Here is a 26,807-nt window from a genome sequence, read left to right as displayed (position 1 = left end):
ACCGCGGTTACTGCTTGCGCTGCCGCCGCGTGACGTCGTGCGCAATCTTCAGGAAGTTGAAGAGGTGCGGCATCCGGTTGTCGCGCCGGTAGTTCAGCGACAGCGCGGTGCCGGGATTATGCCCCTCATAGGCGCGGTACGCGACGCCGGGGCGGTCCGCCTGCGAGACGGATTGCGGCACCAGCGAGATGCCGACGCCGACCGATACCAGGCTGATCGCGGTCTGGTAATCCTGGGCCAGCACCTGCGATTTCGGAATGAAGCCCTCCTCAAGGCAGATGTTGAGGATGTGGTCGGCGAAGCTCGGGCGCGGCTTGCGCGGATAGAGCACGAATGTCTCGGCCTTGAGCGCCGACAGAAGCGTGACCTTCTGCTCGAGCAGCGGCGAGGTGTCTGATAGCGCGAGGATCAACGGCTCCTGCAGCAGCGGCTCCGACTTCAATTCCTCGTCGTCGAGCGAGGGGCGGGCGACTGCGATATCGATCTCGCGCTGGATCACCGCGCGCTTCTGCTCGGCGTTGTTCATCGCCGACAGCGCGAGCTCGACATCAGGATAGGCCGAGCGAAACGCCTTGATCACGTTGGGCAGCACGCCATAGGTCGCCGATCCGACGAAAGCGACACGCAGGTGCCCGGAAAAGCCTTCCCCGATCCGCTTGATCTCGCGATGGGTCCGGTCGAGCCGCTCCAGCACATCGCGCGCACGTTCCAGCAGAACGCTGCCGGCCTGGGTCAGCCGGATCTGGCTCCGGCTCCGGTCGATGAGCACGACGCCGAGATCGCTCTCCAGCTGCGCAATCTGCCGGCTGAGCGGCGGCTGGGCGATCGCGAGCCGCGATGCGGCACGGCCGAAATGCAATTCCTCGGCGACGGCCACGAAGTAGACCAGCCGCCTCAGATCCATGACGTCGTCGCGATCGGTCACGGTCAGCCGGACGTTGGTCCGCGCGCTTCCGCGGAAGCTGCGCGAAAGGCCTGCCGGGTTTGATATCGCGTGGTCATCGGCGCATGATCGAGACAGTGGTTCCGGCGCGAAGACTGGGCGGGCGTCCCTGGATTGTCAATTATCCGCCTGGCCGACGCCATCTCGCTAATCCTTCCGGGCGAAGGCACGGATCTTGTCCTCGTCGACCTCGACGCCGAGGCCCGGGCCATCGGGGAGGCAGATCTCGAACTCGTCGAACCTGATCGGGTTGACCACGAGGTCCTCCACCAGGATCCGCGGACCGAAGTGCTCGGTGCCCCATTCGAGCCTGGGCAGGGTGGCGAATGCGGCGAGATGCGCGGCCGCGCCGATGCTGCTCTCCAGCAGACAGCCGCCATAGAGCTCGAGGCCGTGCGCGCCGGCGACCGCGGCGGCACGCTTCATTTCAAACAGGCCGCCACTCTTCACGAGCTTCAGCGAATAGACGCTGCCGCAACCCATCGTCGCGACGCGGGCGATTTCCTCCTTGGTGAAGGCCGCTTCGTCGACAAGCAGCGGGATGGAGGTGCGCGCCGCGACACGCGCCATGGTTTCCAGTTGCTGTGCCGACACCGGCTGTTCGACCAGAGCGACGCCCAGTTCCTCCAGCGCGGGCATGAAGCGGATGCATTCGGCTTCGGTCCAGCCCTGGTTGACGTCGACGATCAGGCGCACCTCGTCGCCGAGGCCGGCGCGCAACGTCTGCAACCGCATCACGTCCGCCGGTGGGCGGTTGAAGCCGAACTTGATCTTGAACTGGCGGTGTTCGCGGCGCCGTAGCTTCTCCTTCGCTTCCTCGAGCTCCTGGCCGCTGTCGCCCGAGGCCAGCGCCCAGATCACTTCCATGCGCTGGCGAACTGCACCACCGAGCAGCGCGCTGGCGGGAAGGCCGAGGGTCTTGCCGGCGGCATCGAGCAGGGCGGACTCGATCGCGCCCTTGGCGGCGAAATTGCGGGTCGCGGCCTTGCCCATGCGCAAGGCATTGGCTTCGAAGGCGAGGGCAGGCTGCCCGAGCAGCGCGGGCGCCAGGTAATTCGTGACCGCGGCCTTGATCGATTCCACGCTCTCCTCGGCCCAGCGCGGTCCACCGAGCGTCGAGGCTTCGCCGATGCCCGTCACACCATTGTCGAGTAGCACGCGCACCAGAACGTAGCCTTGATGCGTGACCTCCGTGTTCGAAAGCTTGTGGCGCCGGCGAGTCGGCGCTTCCACGATGGTGGCGCGGATACTACGGATCGCAGTGTCCCTTGCGAGGCTCCGCACTTGCTCAACGGGCTCGGCGATTTCGATCACGGCACGACTCATATGTCCTCGCAGGTCAGTTCAAAGTGAGCTCTGCCAGGCGTCTCGCGCCTGGCAGAGTGGGGTGCGCATTATTCGGCCGCGACGAGCCGTTCGACCGCGGCCTTCTTGAGCTTGAAGTCGAAATCGAGAACAAGGTCGGTGTCGGCGCCGGCCGGTGCCTTGGCGAACTTGCCGATCAGGCTCTGCTTCACGGCGAACACCGAGTCGTTGTCGAGATACTTGGTCTCGGAATCGTAGATCTGCGAGATCAGCGATTGATAGCCGTCCTTCGAGAGCATGAAGTGGATGTGGCCGGGACGCCAGGGATGGTGGCCCATGTATTTCAGGAGCTCGCCGCCGGCGCCGTCATAGGGGATCGGGTAGGGCTCGGGGCGGAGTGCCACGAAGGCGTATTCGCCGTTGGCGTCGGTCGTGAAGCGGCCGCGCAGATTATAGGCCGGCTGCTCGGGATCCTGCAGATCGTACAGCCCGTTCGGTGCGTCTTCCCAGACGTCGATGGTGACGCCCTCGATCGGCCGGCCCGCGGTGTCGCTGATCCGCCCGCTGACCCTGACGGTCTGTGCATTGTCGAACGTCTTCTTGATGATGGAGGCGCCCTTCGGCAGCACCGGCGGGTTCTCCCGGTAGAACGGGCCGAGCACGGTGGACTCGCTCTCGCCATCGGTGACCCGGTGGTCGAGCATGTCGACCAGCACCTCGACGCCGAGAATATCAGCGATCAGGATGAACTCGTTGCGCTTCTCGTCCGAGATGTCGCCGGCGCGGCGCAGGAATTCGCAGGCGGCGAACCACTCGGCGAAGGTCAGGTCGACCTCCTTGCAGAACGCGTGCATGTGGCGGATCAGGCTGGTCATGATTTGACGGTTGCGATCCGGAATGTCGTTCGAGAGCGCGGCGATTACGTGGTCGGTGATGGTGTCCTTGTTGACGTTCAGCATGGTCGTTTCCTCCTTTTCTTGCAGTTTGGATCAAACTTGCATCCCCGTTTTCGGGAATATCTTCTGGCGGTCTCACCAGATAAATTCGTAAGCCGCATTCTCCAGCATCGCGGGCGCCGGGTGCGGGTCGGCAAGGCCGCCGAAGCGGCCGCGGCAGAACAGCAGCGGCTTTTTGCCGGGCTCCAGTGCCATCTCGCGGACATGGCCGAGGAAGATGGTGTGGTCGCCTGCGACGATCTCATCCGAAAGATCGGTCACGAAATACGCCGCTGCGTTGGCGATGACGGGCAGCTCGTTGTGGCGTTCGAACACGTCGCAGAGGTCGAGTTTGGGCTTGCCTGCGAAGTGCCAGGCGAGATCTTCCATGCCCTCGGCGAGCACGCTGACCGCGAAGCGGCCGGTGTTCTGGATGTGGCAGAGCATCTTCGCGCTCTTCGCGATCGAGATCGCGACCAGCGGCGGATCGAGCGACACCGACATGAAGGCATTGGCCGTCATGCCATGGTCGCGTCCCTCGCAATGCGTGGTGATGATGGTGACGCCGGTGCCGAACTGGCCACAGGCATTGCGCAGCTCGCGCGGATCGATGGCGGTCATGGGTTGATGACCTCGAGTTGGACCAAACCGGATCGGTTGGCTGGTGACGCGGTCACGATGTCTCGCCAGTTTTCCAGCGCCGACGCGGCGGCCGCAAGGCCGGATCGCCGAAGCTTGCGGATCCGGCTGCTGGAGACGATCTCACCATTGCCGCAGCGCACCGGCGGCAGGATGCGCGTGTTGAAGTGTTGACGCAGCAGCTGCGCGGTGCCGCCCTTGCAGGACCCGAAGCGGAAATCCTCGCCGACGATCACCTCGCGCGGTTGCAGAAGCCGCAACTCGGCGAGGAAATCGGCCGCGGTGCGGCGGACGTAGATATGGTTGAAGTCGGCGACGATGACATGGTCAGGTGCGAATGTTGCGATGCGCTCGAGCTTTTCGCGCAGCGGGATCAGCGCCTCTGCCTGGCCGAAATACACCTTTGGCGGCGGATCGAAGGTATAGACCACGGCCGGCACGCCGCGGCGTTGCGCTGCCGCAATTGTCTGCCTCAGCAGTTCCTGATGGCCGCGGTGGACGCCGTCGAACGCACCGATGGTGACGACGCTGGCGTCGAGGGCCAATCCCCCATCGCGATGGAAAACGACAGCAGCGCTGTCAAAACCCTTGGCCGAGTCTTTGCCCATGGCTCGCTCCGGTTTCGCTCCCTAGCCGTGCCGTGCAATTGCTGCGTCAGCTGCGGCGTTGCGTCGGCCGGACGATCATTGCCGTCCGGTCCCTGCCACCTGAGTCATAGCGCGAGCCGCGGCAGTTCGCGCGGTATGGTGTGATACCTTTCGCCCGCTTAGGCTGAGCGCGTAGCTTTTCCTCCGATGTCACGCCGACCAAGAGCGTGACGGGATGGTCCGGGCCGATGTGGCAACGCCGGCCGGTCCAACGACACAAGCGGAGGAGAAACCCATGACTACAGCAGCTGCCCTGCGGGCCGATGTGCCTGCGTCAACCACCAGCGTCTATACCGGCGCGGAATTCCTGGACAGCATCCAGGATGGCCGGGAAATCTACATCTACGGCGAGCGTGTCAAGAACGTCACCCAGCATCCCGCCTTCCGCAATTCGGCGCGAATGGTGGCGCGCTGGTACGACCGCTTTCACGAGAAGAAGGATCAGATCGGCGTCCTGACCGACACCGGCTCCGGACAGCTGACCCATCCGTTCTTCCTGGGCTCGCGAACGGCCGACGACCTGATCAAGGGCCGCGACGCGATCGCCGAATTGCAGAAGGTTGCCTATGGTTGGATGGGCCGCTCGCCGGACTACAAGGCGGCGTTCCTTGGGACCTTGGGTGCGAACTCGGGCTTCTATGGCGAATACGCCGGCAACGCGAAGAAATGGTATGCCCGGACCCAGGAGCGGCTCGACTTCTGGAATCACGCCATCGTCAATCCGCCGATCGATCGCGACCGGGCGATCGAGGAGGTGCGTGACGTCTTCATGCATGTGGAGAAGGAGACCGATGCCGGCCTGATCGTTTCGGGCGCGAAGGTGGTTGCGACCGGCTCGGCGCTGACGCACTACAATTTCATTGCCCACTACGGCATCCCGATCAAGGACAAGTCGTTCGCGCTGATCTTCACGGCGCCGATGGATGCCAAGGGCGTCAAGCTGATTGCTCGCTCGTCCTACGAATTCACGGCGGCTGCGACCGGCTCGCCGTTCGACTATCCGCTGTCCAGCCGCTTCGACGAGAACGACTCGATCCTGGTTTTCGACAAGGTGCTGGTGCCCTGGGAGAACGTCTTCATCTACGGCGACGTCGACAAGATCAACCAGTTTTTCCCGGCGTCGGGCTTCATCCCGCGCTTCACGCTGCACGGCGTGACGCGGCTGGCCGTCAAGCTCGACTTCATTGCCGGCCTGTTCTCGATGGCGGTGGAGGCGACCGGATCGAAGGATTTCCGCGGCGTGCAGACCGCGGTGGGCGAGGTGATCGCCTGGCGCAATCTGTTCCACGGCATTTCGGATGCGATGGTGAAATCGCCGATCGCCTGGCAGGGGACCGAGGGCTACAATCTGCCCAACCTGAACTACGGGCTGGCCTATCGCGTGTTCGCGCCGATGGCCTATCCGCGGATCAAGGAACTGATCGAGCGCCATGTCGCGAGCGGCTTGATCTACCTGCCGTCAAGCTCGGCCGATCTCGAGAGCGAGGCGATCAGGCCCTATCTCGATCGCTTCGTGCGCGGTTCCAACGGCTATGCCGCGATCGACCGGATCAAGCTGCTCAAGTTGCTCTGGGACGCAGTCGGCTCCGAGTTCGGCGGCCGGCACGAGCTCTACGAGCGTAACTACGCGGGCAATTACGAGAACCTTCGTGTCGAGACGCTGATGGCCGCGAGCGCGACCGGCGACCTCGGCGCCATGCAGGATTTCGTGCGCAATTGCATGAGCGACTACGACGTCTCCGGTTGGACGGCGAAGGATCTCATCAATCCGGATGACATCAACCTCGTCAGCCGCGGTCTGGTGCAGGGCTGACGACAGGGACGAATATCTGATAGACGAGCAATGGAGCCGCCGCGATCGTGCGGCGGCTCCCGTTCGTTTTTCGCGCTACCGCTTCATCGCTTGCAGAGAGAGTTGATCATCATGCTGTTTCACGTCGAAATGGACGTGCGGATCCCGCACGATCTCCCGGCCGAAAAGGTCGATGCGCTGAAGCAGGCCGAGCGTACCCGTGCCACGGAGCTGCAACGCACCGGGGCCTGGCGTCATCTGTGGCGGGTGGCCGGACGCTACGCCAATGTCAGCATCTTCGATGTGTCGGGCGCGCAGGAATTGCACGACATCCTGTCCAGCCTGCCGCTGTTTCCGTTCATGGAGATCCAGGTCACGCCGCTATGCCGGCATCAGTCGTCGATCCACGACGATGACCGGTAATGACGGACTGGTAAGGCCACTCGGGTTGTGGGAGCGGCCGTCTGGACCAGGGGTCCAGAACTCGTGTCATCAGCATTTGTATGCCAGCGCCAGCGAAGAGGATCGCTGACGTCGGGAAGCTCCCGGTGGGTTCGGCAACCGGACCGGATCATTGATCTGAATCAATCCGGACTGTGTGGAACTCACTCAGGTGTTGGATGCACCCGCCGGCAGGGGCCGAAGGTCAAGGTCAGGCAGACGCTATGAGAATGCTGGCTGCTTCGGGTCCTCGCTGTGTGGCAAGAGGAGAGCCGGATGCATCCACGGGGCCGTGCTGTCGCTTCTTTGCGGGTTACAATCGCCGTGTTGGCGGCCATTGCCTGCTGTTCATGCACGATCCGTCCCTTGCAAGGCGTGCTTGTGCCGAGCAGTGAGACGGTTGATGCCGCCTCGCAAGTCCCTATTCTTATTGGAACGACGCGCGCTCGGTCCAGCAGCGATGTCGGCGAGATGTTCGGCCGGGATCCGTCCAACGAGATGGCTTTCGGTCAGGTCACGGTCTCTATTCCGCCGGATCATTCACGGGCGGTCGGCGAAATACAGTGGCCGGTGACTCTCCCGGGCGACCCACGTAAAGACTTTGTAACGACGTCGACGGAGTATCTGGATCGCGCCGGATTTGGAAATGCTGTCACCATCGTGGCAAAAGCAAAACATCGCAGCAAGGCGATGGTCTTCGTTCATGGATTCAACAACCGCTTCGACGATGCGGTGTATCGGTACGCGCAATTCGTGCAAGACGGCAGACTTCCCGTTGTTCCGGTCCTCTTTTCGTGGCCGTCACAGGGAGCCGCAAATCTGGGGTCGTATGAGTACGACCGCAAGGTTGCGACGCAGTCAGCCGCGCCCCTGGCCCAATTCCTGGACGTCGTGAACTCGAATCCTAGCATCAAGGAGATCACACTTGTCTGCCATTCCATGGGTTGTCTTGTAACCCTTGATGCGCTCCATATGAAAGCATCCCGCGGTAGCACGATTTCGAAGCTGAAGAATGTGGCATTTGTCGCGCCCGACGTCGCGTTTGACCAGTTCATCAGCCAGGTCGGAGAGATGGGATCCCGGCGCCCTCGGATCGGATTGCTTCTGTCTCAAGATGATGTCGCTCTCAAAATCTCAAAATCAATTGCGGGAGGGACAAACCGCGTCGGCGACATCAATCCGGAAGAAGAACCGTACAAGAGCGCGATTGCTCAGCAGAAAATTCTGGTGTTCGACCTTACTCATCTGGGGGGAGACGACTCGCACTCCAGAGCCTTCGACGAAGTAAGCACCGTAATGGGCATGTTGGAGCGGAGGTTGGCCCAGGGTCAACAACTCGGAGAGGATACGTCACGAGCGGCGTCTGCCAAATGAGGCTTTCGGGCCCGTTGGCGCACAGCACCAATTTTCACCGGACCTTCCGACATATCCGATTTAGATCAAGAGCTGTCGATGACGGGCTAAGCCAACTGACTTTGGCTTTGCCTGAGATGCACACCGCTAGTCGACAACCGCGCGCGGGCGCCGGTGGCGGCTCGAGGGCGTGATGCTGCCGGTGACATCAGGGTATCCGGTGAGGCTCAGCGTGTCGGAACGGACCCCCCAGCTTTCGAGCCGGTCGAGGAAGCTCATGCCGAGCAGGTTGGTCTTCATCTGCCCGCGCTGCACCACCAGCGCCGGCACCGATTTCTCAACCAGCTTGCCGACCGCGAGACGATCGAGCGTCAGCCGCGCCGCCTTGGTGTGACCGCCGGCGGTCTCCAGGTCGACATTGTATTCGAGCATGTCGGTCGGCAGCCCGATCGCCTTGGCGGTTTCCCAGGTCAGAACCACCGAGGTCGCGCCGGTGTCGATCACCATCGGTGCGCTGATGCCGTTGATCTTGGCGCGGAACGCGAACTCGCCGCCCTGGCTGCGCGCAATCTGCACCGCGGGGGCAGGGACGGCGGCCGGCGCGGCGATGCCGCGGCCGAAGATCTGGGTCAGATTCTGCCTGGCGCGCGCGATCTGATCGGGATCGCCGTAGGCGACCACGGCGCCGGCGGTTGCCATCAAGAGCAGGATGACAAGAAGGATGCGGTTCACGGTGCGGCTCCGGTCGCGGCGGTGGTCACGCGCGCTTCGGATGCGGCTCCATGCGCTCGAGCCCAGCCTCGGCCATCCGCGCCGGCAGCGTCGCCATGACGGACAGCCGCTCGGTGCGGTCCATCTTGTGCCAGCGCGCGATCTCCGGAAGCGTGCGACCGCAGCCGAAGCAGAGCTTCGTCCTGGGGTCCATCATGCAGACTGCGATACACGGCGTTTCTGAGCTCATTGTTCAACTGTTGACCCGTTTCACCCGCCAGTGCAAGCCGGTCGAATCGGGATGCGCCATCACGCCCCGGCTTTTTGGCGCGAGCATGGTGTTGGCGCGAACGCCTTGCGTCTATGGGCAACGAAAACCGCGTCACGATTGTCCGCGACATGCTCTACAATCCGGTGCCGGCACTCATGATCGACTTGCGGCGCACGCGTTTCCGGTCGGCGCCCATCGAGGGCTCGGCGGGCTCCGGCTGCATCGGCGGCGCTTCTTCCGTCATCGGCGCCAGCGCGCTCATCACCCGCTCCGGCGGCAAGGTCACGATCACCTCGGTGCCGATGCGCAGCTTCGATTTCAGCGTGAAGGTGCCGCCATGCATGTCGATCAGGCTCTTCGCGATCGGCAGTCCAAGGCCCGCACCCTGTTCCGCCGACTTGATCGAGTTGGAGCCTTGGCCGAACGAGGCCAGCACGACCGGGATCTCGTCCTCGGCGATGCCGCTTCCGGTGTCCTTCACGCTCAGATATTGCCCGCCCGACGCGGTCCAGCCGACCTTCAGCCAGATCTCACCGCCCTGCGGGGTGAACTTGATCGAGTTGGAGAGCAGGTTGAGCACGACCTGGCGGATGGCGCGCTCGTCGCCCCAGATCCTGGGCATGCCGTGCTCGAATACCTCGTGGATGGTGATGCCGCGGCTGGAGGCGCGCAGCTTCAGGAGATGGTGGCAGTCGGCGACGACATGCACCAGCGCCACGGCTTCCTCGTTCAGTTCGTAACGGCCGGCCTCGATGCGCGACAGATCGAGGATCTCGTTGATGAGATTGAGCAGGTGCACGCCGGAGTTATGGATGTCGGCGGAATATTCCTTGTAGACCGGCACCGCGTGCGCGCCAAAGATCTCGCTCTTCATCACCTCGGAGAAGCCGAGGATGGCGTTGAGCGGGGTGCGCAGTTCGTGGCTCATCTGGGCCAGGAAGCGCGACTTGGCGACGTTGGCGGATTCGGCCCGGTGCCGCGCCTCGTCGGAGATCGCCTTGGCCTGTTCCAGCTCGCCGATCAGCGCGTCCTTTTCGGCGCGGGCTTCCAGCGTCGCCAGCGTGGTCGAATGCAGCCGATGCGCCAGCAGCGCGAAATAACCCTCGGCGGCAAGTGCGAGCAGCGCCAGCACGTAATTGTCGAACGCGCCGTTGAGCACGAGGTCGAGCGCGATCCCGACCGTCACCGGAACGGTCGCTGCGAGTGCTGCGATAGGCAGGCTCGCCGCCAGCATGCTGGAGACCGCGATCACCAGCAGCATCAGGAACATCATCAGCGTGTTGGAGGAGAGATCGCGACCGGCGGGGTGGATCAGGATCGCGGTCCAGCACAGGCCGTACAGCAGGTCGAGCAGTACGAAGCGGGTCCGCCATTTGCGGGTCACCGCGACCGAGGTGGGCTCGGCGAGGAAGCGGGAGCAGCTGCGGATGATGGCGAGATGGACGCCGAGGATGCCGACCGTCCAGGCGCCGGCCACGATCGGCTTCATCCAGAGGCTAAACAGGACGCCGGTTGCCACCACGAGCAGCATCACGACATAGGATGCCGACATCCGGGTCTGGGCATATTGCCGGAGCAGTTCGGCGTCGAAAGCCGGGCGGGTTCCACTGGTTGACGTTAACCGATCCCGCGCCTCGCGCACCCGCTGTGCTGCGACGCGCCGGTTGTTGACCGGCACCGTCACCTGAGGTCCTGCCGGAAGCTGTACAACTTCAGGCTTTTCTGCGGGATTACTCATCAACAACACAAATCCTGCCCGCGAACCGCGCGGGCTTTTTGCATTGTCTATCTGTGACGCCAATTCATTAAGCGTTACCTTAAAGAGCTAAAGAAAAGCGTTAACCGGAGGTTAAATTAACTTTTGCGCCGGGCGCCGCGCCGTTGGTCCGAGGAGAGCCACGGCTTTCGAGGACTGCAACGAAAGACGGCAAGTTTCGGCATACATCTATTGCGTGACCGCCTGTGAACCCCAGACGCTAGCCACGTCCATGATTTCGGAATAATGGAAATGTGCGCCTGATTTGCCCGACGTGTCAAGTTGCCAAATCGAATGCCGGCGGCGGGCTACTTTGCATGGGGTTGTTTTCGATATTTTGGCAGCGCGCACCTTCTAAGGGGAATGCTCCTTCGCGAGACGACGCTGCATGGCACGGTGGCCCGCCGACGCGGGTCACCGTGCCAATGCGGACAGCTACCGCTGCAGCCGCGCCAAGAGGCTCGACGTATCCCAGCGCTTGCCGCCCATCTTCTCGACCTCGGCATAGAACTGGTCGACCAGCGCGGTCGCCGGCAAAGTGGCGCCGTTGCGGCGGGCTTCCGCCAGTGCAATCGAGAGGTCCTTGCGCATCCACTCGACCGCGAAGCCGAAATCGTACTTGTTTTCGTTCATGGTCTTGTAGCGGTTCTCCATCTGCCAGGACTGCGCGGCGCCCTTGGAGATGGTCTCGATCACGGCGGCGACGTCGAGGCCACTCTTCTTGGCGAAGTGGATGCCCTCGGACAGGCCCTGCACGAGGCCTGCGATGCAGATCTGGTTGACCATCTTGGTCAGCTGGCCGGCGCCTGCCGGTCCGAGCAATTTGCACATCCGCGCATAGGCGGCGATGATGATCGGCTCGGCGCCGGCATAGGCGTCCGCGCTGCCGCCGCACATCACCGTCAGCACGCCGTTCTCGGCGCCGGCCTGGCCGCCGGACACCGGCGCGTCGATGAACTTGAAGCCGGCCTTGGTAGCGGCGGCGTCGAGCTCGCGGGCGACCTCGGCGGAGGCGGTGGTGTGGTCGACGAAGGTCGCGCCCTTCTTCATGCCGGCAAAGGCGCCGTCGGGGCCGATCGTGACCGCGCGCAGGTCGTTGTCGTTGCCGACGCAGCACATCACGAAATCCTGGCCTTCGGCGGCGGCCTTCGGGGTCGGCGCGGTCTTGCCGCCGAACTTGTCGGCCCATTCCTTCGCCTTCGCCGCGGTCCGGTTGTAAACGGTGACCTCATGGCCGCCCTTTTTCACGAGGTGTCCCGCCATCGGGAAACCCATTACGCCGAGACCGAGGAAAGCGACTTTAGCCATGTCTGTTACCTTGTGATTGCCGTGGTGATCGCCCCTTGAGACCGCCGGAAAACGGCGCGGCGGGCAGGGCATTCCGTCCATGGAAGGGAGCCGCACCATACCCCCTGCGCAGCGGAGGGCAACGGCTTCGTTGGATGGCAGACCCCGGTTTTGTGCTAGGATCGGCCCACCAAAGAACCTCACAAAAAAGGGAGTGTCTCGCATGGGCATGAGCGTCGGTGTGCTCGATCATTTCAATATCCGGACCCGGAATCTCACCGCCACGGTGCGGTTCTATGAGGACATTCTGGGCCTGGAAAAGGGTGCGCGGCCGAACTTCGCGTTCCCCGGTGCGTGGATGTATAGCGAGGGCAAGGCGGTCGTGCATCTGGTCGATATTTCCGCGACCGACGAGGCACAAAAGCCTGACTCCGGCGTCGTCCATCACGTCGCCTTTGCCAGTCAGGGTTTTGACGGGATGCGGAAGCGGCTGCAGTCCAAAGGCATGGAATTCGACTCGCGCCAGGTTCCCGGCGGCGACCTCTGGCAGATCTTCGTGAACGACCCCAACGGGGTCATGATAGAGCTGAACTACGAGGCCGCCAAGGAGGGCGGCTCCGCAGCGCCGTCCGAACGGCGGGACGACGTCGGAGCGAGGTAGCCTTTTGCGCTGCAACGCTTTATTGGGTCGTCTCCTGGGCGTGATCCGGAAAAGTGTGAAGCGGTTTTCCGACAAGATCACGCCCCGCTAAAAAGCCAGGAGATGCGCGGTGAGCGTGACGCAGCAACAGGTTCTCGATTGTCTTGCCAAGGTGATGTCGCCGCGCGGCACAGCCTTGACCAACGCCAATGTGCTGTCGGCGATCACGGTCACCGACGGCAAGGTGTTCTTCTCGATCAATGTCGATGCCGCGGAAGCCCGCGCCTGGGAGAGCGTGCGTGCGCAGGCCGAGAACGCCGTGCGCGCCATTCCCGGGGTCAGCGTCGCGATGATTGCGCTGACCGCCGAGCGCAAGGCGGGCGGTGCGGCGCCTGCGCCGCGACCGGCCGGCGGTGTCCAGCCTGCGTCCGCGCACCGTCATCCGCACCCGCCCGGTGCGCAATCGCCGATGGCGCGCCAGGCCGAGATTCCCGGCATCTCCGCGGTCATCGCGGTTGCCTCCGGCAAGGGCGGGGTCGGCAAGTCGACCACGGCGCTCAACCTTGCGCTCGGTCTGCGCGACATCGGCCTGCGCGTCGGGCTGCTCGATGCCGACATCTACGGCCCATCGGTGCCGCGGCTGACCGGCATCCGCGAGAAGCCGCAGCTCAACGACGACAAGAAGATGATCCCGCTGCAGCGCTTCGGCCTGGCGATCATGTCGATCGGCTTCCTGGTCGAGGAAGACACCGCGATGATCTGGCGCGGGCCGATGGTGATGTCGGCGATCACCCAGATGCTGCGCGACGTCGTCTGGGGCACGCTCGATGTGCTGGTCGTCGATATGCCGCCCGGCACCGGCGACGCCCAGCTCACGCTGGCGCAGAACGTCCCGCTCAAGGGCGCTGTCATCATCTCGACGCCGCAGGACCTCTCGCTGATCGACGCACGGCGGGGACTGGCGATGTTCAAGAAGGTCAACGTGCCGGTGCTCGGCATTGTCGAGAACATGAGCTATTTCCAGTGCCCGCATTGCGGCACGCGCTCGGACATCTTCGGCCATGGCGGCGCCCGCCACGAGGCCGAGAAGCTCGGGGTGCCGTTCCTCGGCGAAATCCCCCTGCACATCGCCATCCGCGCTGCCTCGGATTCCGGCAACCCGGTTGTCGAGAGCGAACCGGACGGCCCGCATGCGGCGATCTACCGCGCGATCGGCAGCAAGGTCCGTGAGCAGCTGCAAGGCGTGATCGCCGCCGCCTGAGCCTGCGCGATGGCCGATGAGCCCGAAAGGCCGGGATCCCGGCGGCCCTTCTTCACAGGCATGTCGCCCTTGGACGATTGCTGAATCGCGTCCGGCCTGTATGTTTGTCCGGCACTGGCCGAATCGTACCACCGTTCCGTCAATTGAAGGCGGGCACGGGCAGCCGACATACGGGGAGGGGCCGTGAGGCGACCAGCGACATGGCAGCATCACGCGAAGCAAACAAACAACGCCGCAAGCACCTGACGCGGGAGAAGCGCGAAGAGGCCTCCCGGGCGGCGTTCAATCTTGCCAAGAAATCCGACTCGATCGGCGAGGCCGCCGTGGCGATCGCCAAGACCTTTGGCGTCAGCAAGACGACGGCGCAAAGCTGGATTCGGCGTGGGCGGCATCTGGCCGATAAAGCCAAGAAGGCGCGAGAGACGGCGCGGCGCTGATTGCCACGTTAGCCCGGTGGTTGAGCGCCGGCCGGGCGGCCCGCACGCGGCGATTTACCGCGTGACGGCAGCAAGCTTCGCCAGCCGCTGCAAGTCGTCGTTGCCGCAGCCTGAGCCTGCATTTTCCGGCAAATTTCCCGCCTCATCAGACTTTCGTTTAATTGGTGCGGTCATGCCATTGTCGCGTTTCCGTGAGGCCGTCTTCCGTGTTAAAGGGCCGATCGAGAGCGCCTCGGCGGGCCTTTTGCAAGTGTTCTGCTTGCGAGCCTCCTGCCGGAGAACTGCTTGCGGTCACTGGGAAACGCCCCTCAAGGAGAAGCCTTACGATGAAGCGTCGTGATTTTTTGAAAGTGTCTGCGGCTGGTGCTGCCGCGACGGCGGTTGCCGCGCCGGCGATTGCGCAGTCCTCGCCTGAAATCAAGTGGCGCCTGACCTCGAGCTTCCCGAAGTCGCTGGACACCATCTACGGCGGTGCTGACCAGGTGGCGAAGTATGTCGCCGAAATGACCGACAACAAGTTCCAGATCCAGGTGTTCGCGGCAGGTGAGATCGTCCCCGGCCTGCAGGCGCTGGACGCGACCTCCAACGGCACGGTCGAGATGTGCCACACCGTGTCCTACTACTATGTCGGCAAGGACCCGACCTTTGCGATCTACGCGTCGGTGCCGTTCGGCCTCAACGCCCGCATGCAGAACTCCTGGTGGTACCAGGGCGGCGGCGAGGCGCTCGGCAACGAGTTCTTCAAGAAGTTCGGCGTGATCGGCTTCCCCTGCGGCAACACCGGCACCCAGATGGGCGGCTGGTTCCGCAAGGAGATCAAGACGGTCGCCGATCTCTCCGGCCTCAAATTCCGGATCGGCGGCATCGCCGGCCAAGTGTTGCAGAAGGTCGGCGTGGTGCCGCAGCAGCTCGCCGGCGGCGACATCTATCCGGCGCTGGAAAAGGGCACCATCGACGCCGCCGAGTGGGTCGGTCCCTATGACGACGAGAAGCTCGGCTTCCAGAAGGTCGCCAAGTACTACTACTATCCGGGTTTCTGGGAAGGCGGCCCGACCGTGCACGCCTACTGCAACCTCGAAAAGTGGAACGCGCTGCCGAAGAACTACCAGGCGATCCTGACCAACGCGACCGCCAACGCCAACACATGGATGGCTGCGCGCTACGACATGCAGAACCCTTCGGCGCTGAAGCGGCTGGTTGCCGGCGGCACGCAGCTGCGTCCGTTCACCAACGAAGTGCTCGAGGCCTGCCTCAAGGCGACCAACGAGCTGTGGGGTGAAATCTCGGCCAAGAATGCCGACTTCAAGAAGTCGATCGACGCGATGCAGGCGTACCGTTCCGATCAGTATCTGTGGTGGCAGGTCGCCGAATACACCTTCGACAGCTTCATGATCCGCTCGCGCACCCGCGGCTAACAGCGCTTCGAGCGTTCGCGAGCAGAGAACGCGCCAGAAGCTTCGACTTAAGTAGCCCGGCCCCCGCAAGGGGGCCGGGTTCTTTGCGTCTGGCATTCGCCGAGGGGATGTTCCATGCTCGCGCCCGAAGCCTCGGCACGAAGGCGGGCGCGTGACCGGTCACCGGTCATGACGGCAAAGAAACGCAGCGCGACGATCGCAAGCCGTCGACGCTCGGATAAACACAATCATACAGGGTGGGATTCAAATGAAGCGCAGAGATTTCATCAAGGTCACGGGTTTAGGTGTCGCAGGCGCGGCAACGGTCGCAGCTCCCGCGATCGCGCAGTCGATGCCGGAGCTCAAATGGCGCCTGACGACGAGCTGGCCGAAGTCGCTCGACACGCTGCACGGCGGTGCCGAGCTGATGGCCAAGGCGGTGGGGGAGGCCACCGACAACAAATTCCAGATCCAGACCTTTGCCGCCGGCGAGATCGTGCCCGGCCTGCAGGTGCTCGACGCCGTGCAGAACGGCACGGTCGAGATGGGGCACACCGCGCCCTATTACTATTTCGGCAAGGACCCGACCTTCACCTTCGGCTCCTCGGTGCCATTCGGGCCCAACATGCGGCTCAACCAGGCCTGGTTCATGCTGGGCGGCGGCAAGGAGCTGCTCAACGAGTTCTACAAGAGCTACAATGTCACCTCGCTGCTTGCCGGCAACACCGGCTGCCAGATGGGTGGTTGGTTTCGCAAGGAGATCAACAGCGTCGACGATCTCAAGGGCCTCAAATTCCGCATCGGCGGCTTTGCCGGCAGGGTGATGCAGAAGCTCGGCGCGGTGCCGCAGCAGCTCGCCGGCGGCGACATCTATCCGGCGCTGGAAAAAGGCACCATTGATGCGGCCGAGTGGGTCGGTCCCTACGACGACGAGAAGCTCGGTTTCTACAAGGTCGCGCCGAACTACTACTTCCCCGGCTGGTGGGAAGGCGGCCCGATGCTGGTGGCGATGATCAACCTCGACAAGTGGAACGCGCTGCCGAAGCACTATCAGTTCGTGCTCGAGCAGGCTGGCCATCTCGCCAACAACTGGATGATGGCGCGCTACGACCAGGCCAACCCGCTCGCACTGAAGAAGCTGCTGGCGGCCGGCACCAAGCTGCGCCCGTTCCCGGCTACGGTGATGGAAGCGTCCTTCAAGGCCGCCAAGGAGCTGCATGCCGAGGTATCGGCGACGAACGCCAATTTCAAGAAGGTCTATGACTCGCTGACGACGTTCTCCAACAACGGCTACCAGTGGTTCCAGGTCGCCGAAGTCGGCTACGACAATTTCATGGCACGCCACTCTCAGGCCTGATGCCACGCACCTTCAATGCGAGCAAAACCCCGGGCAAAGGCCCGGGGTTTTTGCTGGAGCCGGCGAGGGGCCAGTCAAATGAATGCTTTTCGGCGAGATTCGTGCTAACGTTGCCCGGGAGCGTGAATCAGGGCGCCAAATGCGTTTCCTCGGTCTTATCCTGCGGACGTTGTTTCTGATCCTTGTGGTGGTCATAACGGCTCGCGTCGCGAGCCCGCAAAACGAAACCATCTGGTCGGCCTACGAGACGCCATCCGATCTGTTTCGCATCATCCTGGGCGCCGCGGTCTGCCTCTTCGTCGCCGTCCAGATCTTCAGGTATTCCAGAGATCCCGCTGATATGCGCAGGTGGGTCGTGATCGGCGGCGCCGCGGTGCCGTTGGCGCTGGTATGCGCGGCCGTCATCTGGTAGGCGCCTTCGCTCGCAACCACCGTGCACCTGCCGTCGTTCAAAATGGAAACGGCAATGAGCGCACGGGAAGGCGGCTTTCGAAGCTCAATCCGGTGGCCGGCCCGGTGCGGTAATGGCCGTTATAGTGCCCGCCGCCCGGGCAGTAATTCGGATCCTGTCGCGCCTGATCGTCGATTGTCCGGCGATAGCTTCGCTGCTGATAGCGTGTCTGCCAGCAATGGCAGTATTGATCACACGCGAGCCGTACCTGAACGATGCTTGCCGGGCCTTGCGGTGACGGCCGCGTGACCTGAACAGGCGCCGCGCAGGCAACCGACGCCAACATGGCACCGGCCGCAGCGATGAGAAGCAGACGCGTTGTATTTTTCATATGGGTCTCATCGAGCCGATCAGCGTGAATCTCGGAAGCCAATTCGATCGCAGAAGCCTGCCGCTATTTCCTCGGCGATCGCTTTGGCGGCGCTGCCGGAGGCGTTGTTGATCCGGCAGCCGGCGTTGTGCGAACCACCGGGTTCTTCTGCTCGGTGGGACCGCCGAGATTGCTTGGCTTCTTCGGACCGCCGACCGCGCTCTGTGCGGCCGCGGATCCCGCGGAGACCGCGAGGAGAATTGCCGCCAAGACGAGAATGTTTTTCATTCGTCGGTTCCTCCAGTCAGTAGCGTTGTGCGGCGCTTGTCAGCGGGCAGCAGGTCCGTTTTCGCTGACCCGTTGCGGGGTGGTGGCGGGCAAATCCTCCAGGGCACACTTGCGCCAGTCGTCGGATGCGCAGTTTGTCGGCCAGCCGCCGCCGAGCGCCATGAAAAGCGCGGCGCTGTCCGAGAGACGCGTCGCCTGGGCCTGAACGCGGACCACTGCCGCCGTCAGATAGACCTGCTGGGCATTGAGCACGACCACCTGATTGACCTGCCCGAGCGCAAGCTGCTTTTGGATGATGTCGAGGCTGGCCTTGGCGGCGAGCTCGGCCTTGACCGCAGCCTGCAAGGCGCGCGCGTCGGCCTGCAGGCTGCGCAAGGCGTCGGCGACGTTCTGCATCGCCGTGACGACAGCCTGGCGATAGAGCGCATCCGCCTGGTCCACCGCCGCCTCCGCAGCCTTCTGCTTGTGGTAGAGCGTCAGGCCATCGAACAACGGCTGGGTCGCGCTCGCGGCGATGACGTAGAAACTGGTCCCCGGCGCGAACAATTCGGCGAGGCTGAAGCCGGCGGCGCCGGCATTGCCGGTGATCGTGATGTTGGGCAGCCGCGCCGCGATCGACACGCCGACCTGGGCGTTCGCCGAATGCAGCAGCGCCTCCGCGGCCCTGACGTCGGGACGCTGGGCAATCATCTTGCTCGGCAGGCTCACCGGCAGATGTGCGGGCAGCGCCAGGCGGTCGAGCGTGAACTTCTGCAGGATTTCGTCGGCCGAGAATTGCCCGGCCAGCGACGTCAGCAGGTCGCGCTGAACCGCGAGCTGCTTTTCGAGCGGCGGCAGCAGCTGCTCGGACTGGGCCAGCGCGGCCTCCTGCGCCAGCACGTCGACCTGGGCGGCGCTGCCCGCGTTGAACTGGTTCTTCACGATCTCCAAAATGCCGCGTTCGATCTTCACGACGCGCTGGATCGCGGCAATCTGGCCGCGCAGCGATGCTTCCTGGATCGCCGCGGTGACGACGTTGGCGGTCAGGGTGAGGTAGGCCGCTTCCAGCTGGAACAGTTGCTGCTCGGAGACCGCGTCGAGGCTCTCGACCGCGCGAACATTCTGGCCCCAGATATCCGGCACGAAGCTGACGTTCAATTGCGCGGTATGAAGCGAAAATACCGAAGGCGACTGGCCGCCCGGGCCCGAACCCGACGCGCCGGAAATCTGCTGCTGGGAAGGCGTGTAGTTTGCGCCGAGCTGCGGGAAGAACAGCCCGCGCTGCGCCAGCGCGTTGTACTGCGCGATCCTGATCGACGCCTCGGCCGCCTGCAGCGACGGGTTGTGCTCGACCGACATCTTGATCAGCTCGTCGAGCGGCTTTGAGCGAAATGCCGTCCACCACCGCAGCGATACGTCTTCCCCGCTGACGAAGTGCTGCTTGGGCACGCTGGGGCCCCCGGCATTCGAGCTGGGGGAGGCCAGCTTCTCCGGCGTGTAGCGATCGACGTCGGGGGCGACCGGCGGCACGAAATTCGGACCGACGGCGCAGCTTGCAAGCAACAGCCCGGCGGCGCCGGCGCCAAGCGTCGGACGCAGGGCGCGCCTTCCGCACTGCGCGAGCGCGGCAACAACTTTTGCGACGATCTCGGACATCAGGCGCCCCCTTCATGCGCCGCTTCGGGCGGCGCCGTGGCAGCCGCCTGGTCGGGAGAGGCGACAGGCTCGCGCGACAGGAAGATCTTGCGCAGCGCAGGCGCCACGATCAGCAGCAGCAGCGGGCCGATGAACATGCCGCCGACCACCACGGTCGCGAGCGGTCGCTGCACCTGGCTGCCGATGCCGTGCGACAGCGCCGCGGGGAACAGGCCGACGCCCGCCGACAGCGCGGTCATCAGCATCGGCCGCATGCGCTGCTCGGCGCCGTTGAACACCGCCTCCGCGATGCTCATGCCCGAGGCCCGCAATTCGCGAAAATAGGTGATGTTGAGGATGCCGTCCATGACGGCAACGCCGAACAGCGAAATGAAGCCGATCGCGGCCGAAATCGAGAAATCGAGCCCGGCGAAGTACAGCGCGATCAGGCCGCCGCCGACCGCGAAGGGAATGCCAGCCAGCGCCAGCAGGCTGTCGCGTAGCGAGTTGAACAGGCTGTAGAGCAGCACGAAGATCAGCAGCAGCGTCACCGGCACGACGATCATCAGCCGCGCCTTGGCGGCTTCGAGATTGTCGAATTCGCCGGACCAGATCATCCGGTAGCCGGTCGGAAGCTGCACGGCCTCGCCGACGCGCGTCTGCGCCTCCGCCACCGTGCTTCCGAGATCGCGGCCGCGCACGCTGAACTTGATCGGGATGTAGCGCTGGCTGCGCTCGCGGTAGATGAACGACGCGCCGGTATCGAGCGAGATGTCGGCAAGCTCGCTCAAGGGGATGTAGGCGTTGGTGCCGGATGGCGTCTGGTAGGCCACCTTGATCTCGCGCACCTCGTCGATGCTCTGGCGGAATTTCGGATCGAGCCGCACCACCACGCCGAACTGCCGGTCGCCCTCCAGCACCGTCGTCGCGCTGGTGCCGCCGAGCGCGGCCTGCACCACAGTTGTGACGTCGCCGGTATTGAGACCGTAGCGCGCAGTCTTCTCGCGGTTCACCTTGATGTTGAGGTTGGGCTGCCCGACCAGGTGGAAGATGCCGAGATCGGCGACGCCGCGGATCTTGGCCATCTCCTGCGCGACCTTGGTCGCGAGCTGCTCGAGCACGGCGAGGTTGGGACCGATGATCTTGACCGAGTTCGCGCCCTTGACGCCCGACAGCGCCTCCTCGACGTTGTCCTGGATGTATTGCGAGAAGTTGAAGGTGACGCCGGGCAGCTCCTCGTCGAACTCCCGCTGCAGTTCCTCGGTGAGTTTCTCCTTGGTCAGGCCGGGCGGCCACTGGTCGAACGGCTTGATCGGCGCGAACAGCTCGACATTCGAGAACGGAGAAGCGTCGCTGCCATTGTCAGGGCGGCCATGCTGCGACACCACCGTGATGATCTCAGGGTGACGCAACAGGATCTCGCGCATCTTGCGGGTCGGCTCGGTGCCGGCGTCGAGCGACATGGTTGGCGGCATCGAGGCGCGGATCCAGAAATTGCCTTCCTCGAGCGCGGGCAGGAATTCGCTGCCGAGCTGGCTCGCAGCAAGGCCGCTCAGTCCGAGGAAGATAATGCCGGCTGCGACCGCGACGCTCAGATGCGTCAGCGACCAGCGCAGCACCGGCGTGTAGGCCTTGCGCAGCGAGCGCACGATGATGGTTTCGGTTTCCTCGATATGCCGCGGCAGCAGCAGCGATGCCAGCACCGGTGTCACGGTGAAGGTCGCCAAGAGCGCGCCGGCGAGCGCGTAGCCGTAGGTTCGCGCCATCGGTCCGAAGATCTGGCCTTCGACGCCCTGCATGGTGAACAGCGGCACGAACGCGGTCACCGTGATGGCAGCGGTGAAGAACACCGCCTTGTCGACCTGCAATGCGCTGACGAAGATCATCCGCAGCCGCTCGGTCCAGCCCGGCGCGGGCTGGCCGTTTCGCGTCGTGGGATCGCCACCCCAGTATCCCTCGGCGAGGTTTTGCAGCACCCGGAGCCGGTTCTCCGGGCTGGACTGGAAGTTGCGGAAGATGTTCTCCATCATGATGACGGCGGAATCGACGATGATTCCGAAGTCGACAGCCCCGAGCGACAGCAGATTGGCGTCCTCGCCCTGCAGCACCAGGATGATGATCGCGAAGAACAGCGCGAACGGGATGTTGGCGCTGACGATCAGCGCGCTTCTGAGGTCGCCGAGGAAGACCCACTGGATCACGAACACCAGCAGGCAGCCGAACATCAAATTGTGCAGCACGGTGTGGGTCGTGACGCTGACCAGCGAGGTGCGGTCGTAATAGGGGACCACCTTGACGCCGGCAGGCAGGGTGCCGTCGCTGTTGATCTTGGCGACTTCCTCCTCGACCTTGGGCACGATGTCGTTGGTGTGCTGGGTGCGTCCCATCACGACGATCGCCGCGGCGACGTCGTCGTTCCTGTCCTTGCCGGCGATGCCGAGCCGCGGCACATAGCCGACCGAGACCTTCGCGACGTCCTTGATCTGGATCGGCAGTCCGTTGGATTGGGTCAGGACGACGTTCTCGATGTCCCGGACCCGGTAGCCCTTGGTGATGTCGTCATCGCCGCCTGAATTGATCAGGCCGATGCCGCGGATGTTGACGGATTGCTGACCGATGGCGATTTCGCGGCCGCCGACATTGATGTTCGCGTTGCCGAGCGCGCTGATCAGCTGCGGCACGGTGATGTTGTAGGCTTCGAGCTTGGCTAGGTCGGCGTCGACGTTGAACTGCTTGGTGGTGCCGCCCCAGGAATTGATCTGCACGACGCCCGGTATCGTCATCAACCGGCGGGCAACCACGTAATCCTGCAACGTCCGGAGATTGGTCAGGCCGAAATTCGGCGGACCGACGAGCTGGTAGCGATAGATCTCGCCGACCAGACTGGACTGCTGGATCTGGGGGATCTGGTTGCCGGGAAGCTGGACATTCTGCGTGAGGTTGTTGGTGGCCTGCGAGAGCGCGAAGTAATAGTCGACGCCGTATCTGAAGGTGACCCGGACGAACGACAGGCCGTAGAACGAGGTCGAGCGGATGTTGACCACGCCCGGCGTCGAGTACAGCCCGACCTCCATCGGGATCGTATAGTACTTCTCCATTTCCTCGGCGGAGAGGCCGGCGGCCTGCGCCGTGATCTCGAGGATGACGGGTGCCGGGTTCGGATAGGCCTCGATGTTCAGCTTGGTGAACGCAGCGAAGCCGGCGGCGCAGAACACGGCGAGGCCGAGCACGATGACGGCGCTTCGGGTCAGGCCGAATTGGAGGAGGCTCTTGATCAAGGTGCTGCACTTACTCTTGAGCGGACGAGGGCGCGGCCAGCGTTGCGGCTGGCGCGCTAGCCGGTGGCCGCGTTGGCGAACTTGTTGCTGAGGAAGATCGCGCCGGTAGAGGCAACCTTCTCGCCGGCTGCGAGGCCGTTGAGGATTTGCCGCCAGCCGTCCTGCTCCATGCCGATCGTCACTGTGCGGCGGTCGAACTTGCGGCCGTCGCTCGTGACCCACACTGTCATCGTGCCGTCGCCCTCGCGCACGATGGCGTCCAGCGGAACGCTCACCGACAGTTTTGGCGGCTCGGTTTCGATGGTGAAGCTCGCCAGCATGCCGGCGCGCAGCTTGTGCTGGGGATCGTCGATCACCGAACGCACCAGCTGGCGGTGCGAATTCGGATCGATGTTGAGGCCAAGCGTCGTCACGCGGCCGCGAAACACTTCGTTCGGATAGGCCGGCACCCGCACCTCGACCGGCTGGCCGATCCGGTAGGCGGGAGCGTCGGTCTCGATCACATTGGCGACCATCCACATCGTCGAGATGTCGGCCAGCGAATAGGGCGCCGGCGCATTGCCGGGCTGCACGAAGAGTCCCGGCGCTGCATTGCGCGCAATGATCCGGCCGGAGATCGGGCTCGGCACCACCAGGATCGAATCGACCTTGCGGTCGGCGACGATGCGGTCGATCTCGGCGTCGCTCTTGCCGAAGATGCGCACCGCGTCGCGCCCGGCCTTGTAGTTGCCCTCGGCGGTCTGCTGATCCGACGTCGCCTGGTCGACGTCCTTTTGCGCGCCGCCGCCGGTCTTCAGCAGCTGCCTGACCCGCGCCAGCGTTCTGGTCTGCAGTTCGAGCACGCCCGCCGAGGCCAGCAGCGACGACTCGGCCTGCAGCAGATCGGGGCTGTCGATCGTGAACAGCCTGTCGCCCTTCGCAACCTCGTCACCGACATTGAGGGGCGTGTCGACGATCCTGCCGGGATTTGGGGTAAACGCCTGCACCAGCATGTTCTGATTGAAGTCGATCGAGCCGACCGCGTTCTTCAGGGTCCGGAACGAACGCTGCTCCGCGGCGATGGTCTTCAGCGAAGCCGCCTGCTTGTCGCTCAGCGCGACGTATTGCTGCTCGACGTTGACGTCTTGCGGCGCGGACTCCTGCGCGGCCTTGGCATTCACGACACCATCGGCGCGCGTCGTGAGCCACGCGCCGACGAGAAGCGCCGCCAGCACCGGCATCGCCGCAAAGCCCATATACTTCATTCGAAATGACATCGCCGGCCGCCAATACTGCATGAAAGCCTCGCGCGAGAGACGAGGTCTTGCCGCGTGGCGGGCCGTCGTCCGATCTCCCGGTGAGAGCGAATGAACAGTTATCAGGGCTAGCTGACGCCAGCCTTACATTTGCCCTTTTCAATAGCGCGCCCGGCGCGCGAATTTGATTGCGGCGGGTCCCGGTTTATCTATTTTGCGTGGGAATAGCAGCGGCGGCACATAGCCAAAACATAGCGCTGTGGGCGGCAATCCGGGCGTTGTGCTTAAATGCGTATCGTTTGCACATCGGGATTGCTCAGCGTGCGATCTGTTGCGGAATTGTCGCTAGGCTGGCGCATCGCAACACGGTGTGCAAACGGAAGACCGGTCGAATGAAAACAGGACTGCTGCGATGCGCCTTCTGATCGTCGAGGACAATCTCGAGCTCTCGCGACTGCTCGCGAGCGGGCTGGTGGCGGCGGGATATGAGTCCGATATCGTCAACAGCGTTGCCGAGGCGCGTGATGCGCTGCGCAGCGTCACCTATGCTGCCATGATCCTCGATCTCGGTCTGCCTGACGGCGATGGTCTGTCGGTGCTGTCGGAGCTGCGCCGCAAGACCGACCCGCTGCCGGTCCTGGTGCTGACCGCGCGCAACGGCCTGCAGGACCGGGTCAACGGCCTGCGCAGCGGCGCGGACGATTATCTGGCGAAGCCGTTCGCGCTGGAGGAGCTGGTGGCACGGCTCGAAGCCATCCTGCGCCGGCCCGGCCAGCTGCTCGGCTCATCGCTGAAGCTCGCCAATCTGGTCTACGACACCGAGAGCAAGCAGGTGTTCGTCGACGGTGCTCCGCACGTCTTCTCCGCGCGTGAAACGTCGGTGCTCGAAATCCTGCTGCGACGGCAGGGACGGGTGGTGCCGAAGAAGAATGTCGAGGACCACATCTTCGGTCTGTCCGGCGAGGTCGCCTCGAATGCGGTCGAGGTCTACGTGTCGCGCCTGCGCAAGCTGCTCACCGAGCACCGCGCCAAGGTCATCATCCACACCATTCGCGGCGTCGGCTATCTGATGGCGGAGGAGAAATAGGGGTGTTCCGCTTCACGTCGCTGACCTCGCGGATCGTGTTCCTGCACATCGTGGCGGTCGCGGTCGCCGCGATCTTCCTGCCGCTGCTGCTGCTGTGGTTGCTGAATTCGGAGATCAACCAGCTGCATCGCGAAGCGATGCGCGATCAAGCCGCCGATCTCGGCCAGAACCTCGTGGTCGATTCCGCCGGCAAGGTGCAGCTCAATTTGCCGGACAGCCTGAGGGGGCTCTATTCCGACGCCTACGGCCGCTATCGCTACGACATCTACGATGCGGACGACAATCTGCTGTTTTCGTCGCATCGCGGTGCGCCGCGGCTGCCGGCCCTGGCCGACCGGATTTCCGGCGCCAGCGCCACCAAGCTCGTCGGCGGCCAGACGCTGCGCATCCAGGTCGCCGAGGATCTGTCGCATCGCGACGTCATCATCGATGACATCGTTTCCAACTTCTTCCGCCGGGTCGGCTGGATCACCATCCCGATCCTCCTCATCCTGCTGGCGACCGACATCCTGATCTTCCGCCGCGCCGTGATTCCGCTGCTGCGGGCTTCGGAGGAGGCCAGGGCCATCGGACCGGCCAGGACCGACATTCGTCTGCCGACGGAGGGGATTCCGAGCGAGATCCTGCCGCTGGTGACCGCCGTCAACCAGGCCTTCGACCGTTTGGAGGACGGGTTTCACGTGCAGCGGCAGTTTACTGCTGATGCTGCGCACCAACTGCGCACCCCGCTCGCGATCCTGCGGACCCGGATCGAGACGCTGGATGTAGCCAAGGGGACCAAGGAGCTGCATGCCGACATCGAGAGCATGAGCCGCATCGTCAGCCAGCTGCTCGAGATCGCCGAGCTCGATACGCTGGTGCTGGACCCCGGCGAAACCGCGGATCTGCGCGCGGTGTGCGCCGAGGTGGTCGGCTCGATCGCGCCCTATGCGCTGGCGCAGCAGAAGGATATCGCGCTGCGCGGCACCGACGGTCCGGTGCGGGTCAAGGGCAATGCCGAGATGCTGCAGCGCGCGATCTTCAATCTAGCGGAGAACGCCATCAAGTACACCGCGGACGCGACCTCGGTCGATGTCGAGGTGCATGAGGACGGTTCGGTGCAGGTGCGCGACTGCGGGCCAGGGATTGCGCCCGCCGAGCAGGGCCTGGTGTTCCAGCGCTTCTGGCGCGGCGATCGCCAGCGCCAGCGTACCGACGGGGCGGGGCTCGGGCTCTCGATCGTCCGGGGCGTCGTCGATGATCACGACGCGACGATCAGGGTGGAGAACCTGCCGTCCGGCGGTGCCCAGTTCACGCTGAGCTTCCGCCTCGCCAAGGCGGAGCCGGCGGCTGCCTGAGCGGCTCGGGCTGCGGCACCTGTCGTGCCGCGAGGCCT

General features: G+C 64.0%; 24 protein-coding genes. 11 read left to right on the top strand and 13 right to left on the bottom strand.

The window, feature by feature from the left end; all coding sequences use genetic code 11:
• Positions 1-7 precede the first annotated feature (7 nt).
• The 5 genes from BraRD5C2_RS26425 to BraRD5C2_RS26405 form a co-directional block, all read right to left on the bottom strand.
• Positions 8-925: a LysR family transcriptional regulator gene (locus BraRD5C2_RS26425; protein ID WP_223973466.1), complete on the bottom strand. Its 918-nt coding sequence runs from the start codon at positions 923-925 to the stop codon at positions 8-10.
• A gap of 165 nt (positions 926-1,090) precedes the next feature.
• Complete coding sequence (locus BraRD5C2_RS26420) at positions 1,091-2,269, bottom strand: muconate/chloromuconate family cycloisomerase (RefSeq protein WP_223973464.1); 1,179 nt, start codon at positions 2,267-2,269, stop codon at positions 1,091-1,093.
• A 68-nt stretch (positions 2,270-2,337) separates the two neighbouring features.
• Positions 2,338-3,207 (bottom strand): intradiol ring-cleavage dioxygenase, encoded by an 870-nt coding sequence (locus BraRD5C2_RS26415; protein WP_223973462.1) that lies wholly within the window; start codon positions 3,205-3,207, stop codon positions 2,338-2,340.
• Positions 3,208-3,279: 72 nt separating this feature from the next.
• Entirely contained in the window at positions 3,280-3,804 is a 525-nt protein-coding gene (locus BraRD5C2_RS26410) for a flavin reductase family protein (protein ID WP_223973460.1), read from the bottom strand.
• Positions 3,801-4,430: an FAD synthetase gene (locus tag BraRD5C2_RS26405; protein ID WP_223973458.1), complete on the bottom strand. Its 630-nt coding sequence runs from the start codon at positions 4,428-4,430 to the stop codon at positions 3,801-3,803. The genes BraRD5C2_RS26410 and BraRD5C2_RS26405 overlap by 4 nt, the downstream gene beginning before the upstream one ends.
• A 274-nt stretch (positions 4,431-4,704) precedes the next feature.
• Here BraRD5C2_RS26405 and BraRD5C2_RS26400 point away from each other — a divergent pair, with 274 nt between their 5' ends.
• The 3 genes from BraRD5C2_RS26400 to BraRD5C2_RS26390 all read left to right on the top strand — a co-directional run bounded on the left by BraRD5C2_RS26400 (position 4,705) and on the right by BraRD5C2_RS26390 (position 8,076).
• A complete protein-coding gene (locus BraRD5C2_RS26400) occupies positions 4,705-6,282 on the top strand; it encodes a 4-hydroxyphenylacetate 3-hydroxylase family protein (RefSeq protein ID WP_223973456.1) in 1,578 nt (525 codons plus the stop codon).
• A gap of 111 nt (positions 6,283-6,393) precedes the next feature.
• Positions 6,394-6,684 (top strand): muconolactone Delta-isomerase, encoded by a 291-nt coding sequence (gene catC / locus BraRD5C2_RS26395; RefSeq protein ID WP_223973454.1) that lies wholly within the window; start codon positions 6,394-6,396, stop codon positions 6,682-6,684.
• A gap of 294 nt (positions 6,685-6,978) precedes the next feature.
• On the top strand, positions 6,979-8,076 hold the full coding sequence (locus tag BraRD5C2_RS26390) for an alpha/beta hydrolase (protein ID WP_223973452.1): 1,098 nt from the start codon (positions 6,979-6,981) through the stop codon (positions 8,074-8,076).
• A gap of 126 nt (positions 8,077-8,202) precedes the next feature.
• Here BraRD5C2_RS26390 and BraRD5C2_RS26385 read toward each other — a convergent pair whose 3' ends face one another.
• The 4 genes from BraRD5C2_RS26385 to BraRD5C2_RS26370 all read right to left on the bottom strand — a co-directional run bounded on the left by BraRD5C2_RS26385 (position 8,203) and on the right by BraRD5C2_RS26370 (position 12,101).
• Positions 8,203-8,787, bottom strand: a complete 585-nt coding sequence (locus tag BraRD5C2_RS26385; protein ID WP_223973449.1) for a TIGR02281 family clan AA aspartic protease — start codon at positions 8,785-8,787, stop codon at positions 8,203-8,205.
• Between the two features lie 25 nt (positions 8,788-8,812).
• Complete coding sequence (locus tag BraRD5C2_RS26380) at positions 8,813-9,016, bottom strand: DUF1289 domain-containing protein (protein ID WP_223973447.1); 204 nt, start codon at positions 9,014-9,016, stop codon at positions 8,813-8,815.
• Positions 9,017-9,170: 154 nt separating this feature from the next.
• Positions 9,171-10,775 (bottom strand): sensor histidine kinase, encoded by a 1,605-nt coding sequence (locus BraRD5C2_RS26375; protein WP_223973444.1) that lies wholly within the window; start codon positions 10,773-10,775, stop codon positions 9,171-9,173.
• Between the two features lie 453 nt (positions 10,776-11,228).
• A complete protein-coding gene (locus BraRD5C2_RS26370; protein ID WP_223973436.1) occupies positions 11,229-12,101 on the bottom strand; it encodes an NAD(P)-dependent oxidoreductase in 873 nt (290 codons plus the stop codon).
• A gap of 202 nt (positions 12,102-12,303) precedes the next feature.
• On the opposite strand from BraRD5C2_RS26370, the gene BraRD5C2_RS26365 reads away from it, so the two are divergent.
• The 6 genes from BraRD5C2_RS26365 (at position 12,304) to BraRD5C2_RS26340 (ending at position 17,581) form a co-directional block, all read left to right on the top strand.
• Positions 12,304-12,741 carry a VOC family protein gene (locus BraRD5C2_RS26365; RefSeq protein WP_223973434.1) on the top strand — a complete coding sequence of 146 codons (438 nt, stop codon included), beginning with the start codon at positions 12,304-12,306 and terminating at the stop codon, positions 12,739-12,741.
• A 109-nt stretch (positions 12,742-12,850) separates the two neighbouring features.
• Positions 12,851-13,981: an Mrp/NBP35 family ATP-binding protein gene (locus tag BraRD5C2_RS26360; RefSeq protein WP_223973431.1), complete on the top strand. Its 1,131-nt coding sequence runs from the start codon at positions 12,851-12,853 to the stop codon at positions 13,979-13,981.
• A gap of 200 nt (positions 13,982-14,181) precedes the next feature.
• The gene (locus tag BraRD5C2_RS26355) at positions 14,182-14,418 is read left to right on the top strand and encodes a hypothetical protein (protein WP_223973429.1); all 237 of its coding nucleotides are present in this window, start codon (positions 14,182-14,184) and stop codon (positions 14,416-14,418) included.
• A gap of 326 nt (positions 14,419-14,744) precedes the next feature.
• Positions 14,745-15,833, top strand: a complete 1,089-nt coding sequence (locus BraRD5C2_RS26350) for a TRAP transporter substrate-binding protein (RefSeq protein WP_097672506.1) — start codon at positions 14,745-14,747, stop codon at positions 15,831-15,833.
• 247 nt (positions 15,834-16,080) lie between these two features.
• Positions 16,081-17,169, top strand: a complete 1,089-nt coding sequence (locus BraRD5C2_RS26345) for a TRAP transporter substrate-binding protein (protein WP_223973427.1) — start codon at positions 16,081-16,083, stop codon at positions 17,167-17,169.
• A gap of 82 nt (positions 17,170-17,251) precedes the next feature.
• A complete protein-coding gene (locus tag BraRD5C2_RS26340; protein ID WP_223973419.1) occupies positions 17,252-17,581 on the top strand; it encodes a hypothetical protein in 330 nt (109 codons plus the stop codon).
• Between the two features lie 37 nt (positions 17,582-17,618).
• Here BraRD5C2_RS26340 and BraRD5C2_RS26335 read toward each other — a convergent pair whose 3' ends face one another.
• The 4 genes from BraRD5C2_RS26335 to BraRD5C2_RS26320 form a co-directional block, all read right to left on the bottom strand.
• Positions 17,619-17,951: a hypothetical protein gene (locus tag BraRD5C2_RS26335; RefSeq protein WP_223973417.1), complete on the bottom strand. Its 333-nt coding sequence runs from the start codon at positions 17,949-17,951 to the stop codon at positions 17,619-17,621.
• Between the two features lie 306 nt (positions 17,952-18,257).
• Positions 18,258-19,853 carry an efflux transporter outer membrane subunit gene (locus BraRD5C2_RS26330; protein WP_223973415.1) on the bottom strand — a complete coding sequence of 532 codons (1,596 nt, stop codon included), beginning with the start codon at positions 19,851-19,853 and terminating at the stop codon, positions 18,258-18,260.
• A complete protein-coding gene (locus tag BraRD5C2_RS26325) occupies positions 19,853-23,110 on the bottom strand; it encodes an efflux RND transporter permease subunit (protein WP_223973413.1) in 3,258 nt (1,085 codons plus the stop codon). The genes BraRD5C2_RS26330 and BraRD5C2_RS26325 overlap by 1 nt, the downstream gene beginning before the upstream one ends.
• Positions 23,111-23,166: 56 nt before the next feature.
• Positions 23,167-24,366, bottom strand: coding sequence for an efflux RND transporter periplasmic adaptor subunit (locus BraRD5C2_RS26320; RefSeq protein ID WP_223973404.1), 1,200 nt, complete (start codon positions 24,364-24,366; stop codon positions 23,167-23,169).
• 391 nt (positions 24,367-24,757) lie between these two features.
• On the opposite strand from BraRD5C2_RS26320, the gene BraRD5C2_RS26315 reads away from it, so the two are divergent.
• Positions 24,758-25,432, top strand: coding sequence for a response regulator (locus BraRD5C2_RS26315; RefSeq protein ID WP_092125557.1), 675 nt, complete (start codon positions 24,758-24,760; stop codon positions 25,430-25,432).
• A gap of 2 nt (positions 25,433-25,434) precedes the next feature.
• Positions 25,435-26,769 carry a sensor histidine kinase gene (locus tag BraRD5C2_RS26310; protein WP_223973402.1) on the top strand — a complete coding sequence of 445 codons (1,335 nt, stop codon included), beginning with the start codon at positions 25,435-25,437 and terminating at the stop codon, positions 26,767-26,769.
• The last annotated feature ends 38 nt before the right edge of the window (positions 26,770-26,807 follow it).

It is taken from the genome of Bradyrhizobium sp. RD5-C2 (assembly GCF_019972155.1).
Lineage (GTDB): Bacteria > Pseudomonadota > Alphaproteobacteria > Rhizobiales > Xanthobacteraceae > Bradyrhizobium.
Note: the sequence above shows the minus strand (reverse complement) of the source record. Positions and strands in the feature narration are given on the sequence as shown.